Origin of the sequence: Moorena sp. SIO2C4, assembly GCF_010672485.1 — a bacterium.
Lineage (GTDB): Bacteria > Cyanobacteriota > Cyanobacteriia > Cyanobacteriales > Coleofasciculaceae > Moorena > Moorena producens.
The window spans coordinates 1-2140 of sequence record NZ_JAAHGN010001192.1 but is presented as its reverse complement, the minus strand read 5'-3'; the positions used below and the strand labels follow the sequence as shown (position 1 = coordinate 2140).

The 2140-nt window shown below is 40.4% G+C and carries 4 protein-coding genes; 2 read left to right on the top strand and 2 right to left on the bottom strand.

What is annotated here, in order from left to right:
* Positions 1-154: 154 nt before the first annotated feature.
* Positions 155-409 carry a hypothetical protein gene (locus F6K20_RS35455; protein ID WP_287297946.1) on the bottom strand — a complete coding sequence of 85 codons (255 nt, stop codon included), beginning with the start codon at positions 407-409 and terminating at the stop codon, positions 155-157.
* Positions 410-506: 97 nt separating this feature from the next.
* Here F6K20_RS35455 and F6K20_RS35450 point away from each other — a divergent pair, with 97 nt between their 5' ends.
* On the top strand, positions 507-635 hold the full coding sequence (locus F6K20_RS35450; RefSeq protein ID WP_287297944.1) for a hypothetical protein: 129 nt from the start codon (positions 507-509) through the stop codon (positions 633-635).
* A 109-nt stretch (positions 636-744) separates the two neighbouring features.
* Here F6K20_RS35450 and F6K20_RS35445 read toward each other — a convergent pair whose 3' ends face one another.
* Positions 745-1965: a glycosyltransferase family 4 protein gene (locus tag F6K20_RS35445; RefSeq protein WP_008183629.1), complete on the bottom strand. Its 1221-nt coding sequence runs from the start codon at positions 1963-1965 to the stop codon at positions 745-747.
* An 11-nt stretch (positions 1966-1976) separates the two neighbouring features.
* On the opposite strand from F6K20_RS35445, the gene F6K20_RS35440 reads away from it, so the two are divergent.
* Positions 1977-2105: a hypothetical protein gene (locus F6K20_RS35440; protein WP_287297943.1), complete on the top strand. Its 129-nt coding sequence runs from the start codon at positions 1977-1979 to the stop codon at positions 2103-2105.
* The last annotated feature ends 35 nt before the right edge of the window (positions 2106-2140 follow it).

Below are 2140 nucleotides of genomic sequence, written 5' to 3'. Positions count from 1 at the left end.
GAATTTTCGACTATGCACTGAATTTTCTCACCTATCTGTTCGCGTAGCGAACAGACCGGAGCCTTTGGCCGGGGGGGGAAACCCCCCCAGAAATTTAGCGATGCAGCGCGGTCTTGGGGGTTTCCCCCATGAGCGACTGCATCAAGACAAGGTGTTAACGCCAAATCCAGTATCTCCTCATGATCGTAATAAATTGGCCTGGAATTCCAGTGGGTTGAAGAGGACTCCACTCCGAAAGCTGTGCATAGCCCATGGCATTAAGGATATGCATTGTATTGCTTATTTGCTGGCGAGTTCCCTTCAGAATATACGGAACAAGGAATTCTTTTTCGGAAAACTCCTCAGGAGTAATCTTCGGAGTGATATGCTCTGGATTATTGTCTGAATTTGGCAGAAAATTGTGATGCATAGTCGAAAAATTATTTTTACTTTATAAATATAATCATAATGATTACATTTTAATTTGTCAAGGGTTTTTATAATTTTTTTTTTGAGGGATAATTTAAATGAAACGAGGGAATCGGGAATCGGGAATCGGGAATCGGGAATCAGTAAAAAATCGGAAGCGATCGCGTAGCGTGACATGCAGGTCAATCGCGTTTTTTTTTATTAAAATTACCGATAAAATTGGTTAGCTAAAATTGTAATAACAAGTTAGCGATCGCGTAGCGTATCTTTGCTGAGCATCGAGTTTTTTTTCGGAGTAATATTACCGAAAACCTCGACAACAGTAAATCTTAAAAATCATAATTTCCCGACTCCCGACTCCCGACTCCCGACTCCCGACTCCCTACTCTCTGTTCCCTTTGCCATTAATCTACACCGTTGAATCATATCAACATAGGCTGGCGATAACTGCTGCCAACTAAACCGATCATAGACCGTACGATGACAATTTTCACGCTTACTTTGGTTATAACCTTCCCCCAACACTTGAGAAATTAGATTAGCTAAACTTCCAGTTAATTCAAAATTCGCTAAATATCCTTCATTGCCTAAAACAAAGTGAGTAATGTCATAATCATGAGCTAAACAAGGTAAACCATGGGACATTGCCTCAACAATTACTCGTGGTAATCCTTCATGGAGAGACGCTAAGACGAAAAGATCAGCAATCTGATAGTAATCCTTTACTTGCTCACGAGCAACAGTTCGCACTTGAAACTGATTAAGCCCTAATAGCTCTTGGCCAAGCTGAATAATTTCCGGTGATTCAGCATCCTGTTGACCTAATAATAATAGGAATGGTCTAGGTTTTGGTAAACTCGCTACTTCATGAATAATGTAATCCATGCGCTTGTGAGAGTTGTTAATTGCTGCCACAGAAAGAATTAACGGTTGCTGTTTCGGTAGTCCTAATTTTTCTCGTAACCCCTCTCTTTCTAATGGTGACAGTATCTGTAATTTCGCAGGGATAAAGAATCCAGAAGGAAGTAGACTTTGTTTCTCAGCAGGCTCTCCATAATTTAACGCCTGTTTAAAGTGAATTGGTGTTAACTGCTGTACATGATCCCAACGGGAAAAAGGAGGGGATAAGGCTCCTCCATTACGGAAAAGCAGCTTATAATTCTGTTTTGTCAAACGCCGCCAGTGCCACAGTAGATAGCCTAAGCCATCATCACTAAAGTAAATTACCTCTGGACGTTCACGATATATATGGGATAATAAACTTAAGGTAAATGATGCTTGTTCAATAAAGTAGCCTTCTTGTCTGACAAAATAGTCACCTTTTTTTAAAAATTCACTTAATTGCTTAACCAATCTTCCCAGTTGAGCTGCCATCCAGCTATACCGTGGCAGATTCCATAATGTAATCATTTTGTCTTTAGACTTACCTCCTCCTTTAAACAGGGTGATATCAAGAGATGATTCCTGGGATAAAGCGCTGAAGCACTCTTCGGCAAAAGACTCATAGCCCCGCTGGATATGACCCAGACCAGAACAGATTATAAAAACTTTAGTCATGGTATTGCGGATTGATTTATTCTCGGTATATAGTTAAATGGTATAGCTCAGGGAACAGGGAATCGGGAATCGGGAATCGGGAATCGGGAATCGGGAATCGGCAATCGGGAATAAAAAACTTTGTTAATCTATCTGGTTAGCTGCTAATTACAATATCCTATTCCAAGTGAATTCA